Raw genomic sequence first — 4326 nt, 5'->3', positions numbered from 1 at the left:
CGCGACACAGGAACCCCAAATCCCGTTCTACTCCTCACTGACCGGGGCGAGGGTGCAGGACGCGCTCGACGGTGAGTACTGGTACCGCAACCTACGCCATCCCGTGCGGCTCGCCGAAGCGGTCCAGGCGCTCAGCGCGGCCGGATACCGCCAGTTCCTCGAGGTCAGCCCACACCCCGTACTCACCACGGCCGTGCAGGACACAATCGGCACGGACACGCACCGAGTCAGTGGCACCCTCCGGCGCGACCGGGGTGATTCCGTCCAGATGCTCACCGCGCTCAGCGACGCCTACGTCCACGGGGCCGAGGTGGACTGGGAGGCCGTGTTCCGCACACTGACACCGCACGCTGTAGCCGATGCGCAACTGCGCGCCGAGGTCGCGGACGAGCTGCCCCGCTATCCCTTCGAGCAGACTCGATACTGGCTCGACGGTTCCTCGACCGTGCACGATCCTCAAAGCCTGGGCCTGGAGTCGGCCGCGCACCCCGTGTTGGGTGCCTCGGTGGATCTTCCTGACGGCGCCACGGTGCTGACCGGGTCACTGTCGCCGGCACGGCAGGGATGGTTGCTGGAGCACACCCTTGGTGCATCTCCGGTGGTCCCCGGTACAGCGCTGCTCGACATGGCGCTCCATGCGGGACGGCAGGTCGGATATCGCCACCTCGCGGAGCTCACGCTGGTCACTCCGCTGGTGCTACCGGGCGTCGACACGGACAAGGCCCTGATGCTGCGGGTGGTGGTGACATCCGTCGATTCCCAGGGGCATCGCGGCCTGACCGTGCACACGCGTGCCAACGGAAGCCAGACCTGGACCCTGCACGCCACCGGGACACTCGCCCCCGGCGGCGACACCTCACACGAGGATGGAAGCGCCACGGTCGAGAACTGTGTCGGAGCGGCCGGTGCTGCATGGCCTCCAGCTCACAGTCGTGCGGTGGACGTTCGTGCCGGATACGACCGTCTGGAGCAGCGGGGACACGGATACGGCCCGGTGTTTCGGGCGTTGAACGCCGCGTGGCACAGCGACACCGAGGTGTATGCAGAGGTGGACCTGGGTGCGGACCCCACGCCCGGGGGGTTTGCCGCCCATCCGATCGTGGTGGACGCGGCGCTACACGCCCTGCTCATGTCCCGATCCAGCAGCGACAGTCCGGTGGAAATCGGCGCCGAATCCGAGCCTGCACTCCTGCCGTTCAGCTGGCAGGGAGTGCGGTTGCACGGAACCGTGGATCGTCGTCTGTGGGTGCGCATACAGCGGGTGGCCCGCGGCCAGCAGGACGGGCTCGTGGTCGGCGTGTCCGCAGTCGACCAAGCCGGCACATCGGTGCTGGATGTGGCGGAGCTGACGCTGCGCCCGGCCACAGCCGAATGGCTGCCCACCTCGGGCGAGCCCGATCTGCACTACCTCCAGTGGGTGCCCGCACCTCACATCCGGACGGCAGCACACGGCCATGTTCCGCACGCGTGGGTGGCTCTGGGGGAGGGGCTTCCCCCAAGCATCCAGACCGAGATGTGGTGTGCGGATGTTTCCGCCGTCGCCCGGTACTGCGCAGGTGCGGACCGCGGCCCCGTGGCCACGGTGACCGCCCTGGGAAGCGTGCAGCAGCACGACGGCCCCCACCGTGGCATGGAACACCAGGCCCTGGCGCGCACACACCAGCTGCTGGAGCTGGTGCAGGCGTGGCTTTCCGAGCCGGCTTTGGAGAACAGCACGCTGGTGGTGCTCACGCGCGGAGCCCTGGCCGGGACCACCACCGCACGAGTGTGCGGGCTGGAGGACTCCGCAGCCGTGGGTTTGCTGCGCTCGGCCCAAACCGAGTATCCCGGGCGCTTCGTGCTGGTGGACCTGGATCCCCAGGACGCCGAACCCACAACCGATCTGGTGGCAGCCGCGCTGGCGACCGGCGCGTCGCAGGTCATGGTGCGCGACGGTGGGGTGTACCTGCCACAGCTGACCACGTCGGTGACTCCACCACCCCTGACCCCGCCCGAGGGCGCCGAGGCCTGGCGCCTGGAGATCGCCGAACCGGGAACGTTGGAACGGCTGTCCCTGGCCACGGTCGAGCAGCGGCCGCTGGAGGCGGGGCAGGTGCGGCTGGAGGTGCGGGCAGCCGGAGTGAACTTCCGCGATGTCCTCATCGCCCTCGGCGAGTATCCCGAACCGGCTCCGCTGGGGGCCGAGGTGGCGGGAATCGTGGTGGAAACCGGCCCGGGTGTGGCCGACCTGCGCCCGGGGGACGCGGTGTTCGGTCTGGCCGAGGGCGCTGTTGGCACGGTCGCGGTTGCGGACCACCACCGGGTGGCCCCCATCCCCACGGGATGTGGGTTCAGCACTGCCGCGGCTCTGCCCGTGGTGTTTCTGACAGCGTATGCGTGTCTGGTCGAGGTAGCCCGGGTACAGCCCGGTGAGCGGGTGCTGGTTCACGCTGCTGCGGGCGGGGTGGGCTTGGCCGCGATCCAGATCGCCCATCATCTCGGCGCCGAGGTGTTCGCCACCGCCCACCCGCGCAAGTGGCCCATGCTGCGCCAACTCGGTATTCCACAGAGCCGGATTTCCTCTTCGCGCGATACCGACTTCGCGCGGTGCTTCCGTGGGGAGCGCGGTGAGGCCGTGCTGGACGTAGTGCTTAACTCGGTGACCGGTGAGGCCATCGATGCGGGCCTGGAGCTGCTGCGGCCCGGCGGACGGTTCGTCGAGCTGGGGCGCAGCGACATCCGGGACGTGGACGAGGTTGGGGCGCGCTACCCCGATGTGCGCTACCTACCGTTCAACCTGCTGCACACGCCCGCTGCCGACGTGCACCGGCTGCTGGGCGAGCTGGTGCGGCTATACGAGGACGGAGTCGTCCAGCCGCCGCCGGTGTCGGTGCAGGATGTGCGCCGGGCCGAAGAGTCACTGCGCACACTCCGCGAATCCGAACACATCGGAAAGTTGGCGTTGACGGTTCCCCGTCCCCTGGATCCGCGAGGAACGGTTCTGGTAACCGGAGGTACCGGAGCCTTGGGGGCCCGGATCGCGCGGCATCTGGTGCAGCGACACGGAGTCGCGAATGTCCTGCTGGTCAGCCGGCGGGGTACGGAGGCACCGGGGGCCACGCAGCTGCACCACGAGCTCACGGAGCTAGGAGCGACGGTCACGATCGCGGCGGCCGATCTCAGCGTGGCCAGCCAGGTGGCACAGGTGATCGAGCTGGTGCCCGAGGAGCATCCCCTCACCGGGATCGTGCACGCCGCGGGCCTCCTCGAGGACGCCACCGTGGCAACCCTGACAGCCCAGCAGCTGGACACGGTCCTGCGGGCCAAGATCGCCCCGGCGCTGCACCTCCATCGACTCACCCAGGAACACGATGTGTCCGCCTTCGTGATGTTCTCTTCGGTGCAGGCAACGCTCGGAGGCCCCGGTCAGGCCGCCTACGCCGCGGCGAACGCGTTCCTGGACGCCTTCGCTCAGGACCTGCGTGCTCGGGGGACCGCTGCTACGAGCCTGGCCTGGGGCGTGTGGGCCGAGGAGAGCGGTATGACCGGGCACCTGAACCAGCGTGACCACGAACGGCTCCGGCGCGACGGTGTGGTTGCGTTGTCCACACCGGAAGCGCTGGAACTGTTCGACCAGGGACTGTGGTCCAGCTATCCATTTGTTGTGGCAGCACAGCTGGCGCCGGGAGGACAGGGGCCGCTGGCGAAGCTGCGCCCACGCCACGAAGAATCCGCGGTGTCCCCGCAGACACCGGTGTCTGCGGAAACACCGCAGGGCGACGGCACCCCTGCCTCCCGCCGGGAGCGACTGGTGGCGATGTCGCCAGGGGAGCAGCACCGGTTCGTCACGGATCTGGTACGCAACCACACCGCACAGGTGTTGGGGCACGCCAGCCCCGGCAGCATCCGCCTCGACCGCCCCTTCCGCGACATGGGCTTCGACTCCCTCACCGCGGTGGAGTTGCGCAATCGCCTCGGGGCGGCGCTGGGGCTGCGCCTTCCCGCAACCCTGACCTTCGACCACCCCACACCGGCAGCGGTCCGCGAGCTGATACTCAGCCAGCTACTCGGAGACGACGCGCCACCGAAAACCCGGGATCAGCACGCAGGGAATCCAGGAACGGGCACACCGGCCGGGCCCACCCCACAACCGCATACGTCCACCGCTGCCGATATTGACGCCATGGACGCTGCGGATCTGGTGTCGCTTGCACTGAACGGCACCCAGTCAACCGATGCATCGAACCGGGGAGAGTGACATGAACGCCGACACGGAACAGCTTGTCGCCGCGCTTCGTGCCGCGGTCAAGGAAACCGAACAGCTGCGGGCGGAGAACCAGCGCCTGT

The 4326-nt window shown here is 69.0% G+C and carries 2 protein-coding genes; both read left to right on the top strand.

Features of this window, described 5'->3' with window-relative positions; all coding sequences use genetic code 11:
- A partial coding sequence (locus RIF23_RS20525; RefSeq protein ID WP_310914282.1) for an SDR family NAD(P)-dependent oxidoreductase occupies positions 1-4237 on the top strand: 4237 nt, incomplete at its 5' end.
- Positions 4215-4326, top strand: a 112-nt coding sequence (locus RIF23_RS20900; RefSeq protein ID WP_407659525.1) for a polyketide synthase docking domain-containing protein, incomplete at its 3' end; no start/stop codon positions are given. The genes RIF23_RS20525 and RIF23_RS20900, both read left to right, overlap by 23 nt.

It is taken from the genome of Lipingzhangella rawalii, assembly GCF_031628175.1.
Classification (GTDB): domain Bacteria; phylum Actinomycetota; class Actinomycetes; order Streptosporangiales; family Streptosporangiaceae; genus Lipingzhangella_A; species Lipingzhangella_A rawalii.
Note: the sequence above shows the minus strand (reverse complement) of the source record. Positions and strands in the feature narration are given on the sequence as shown.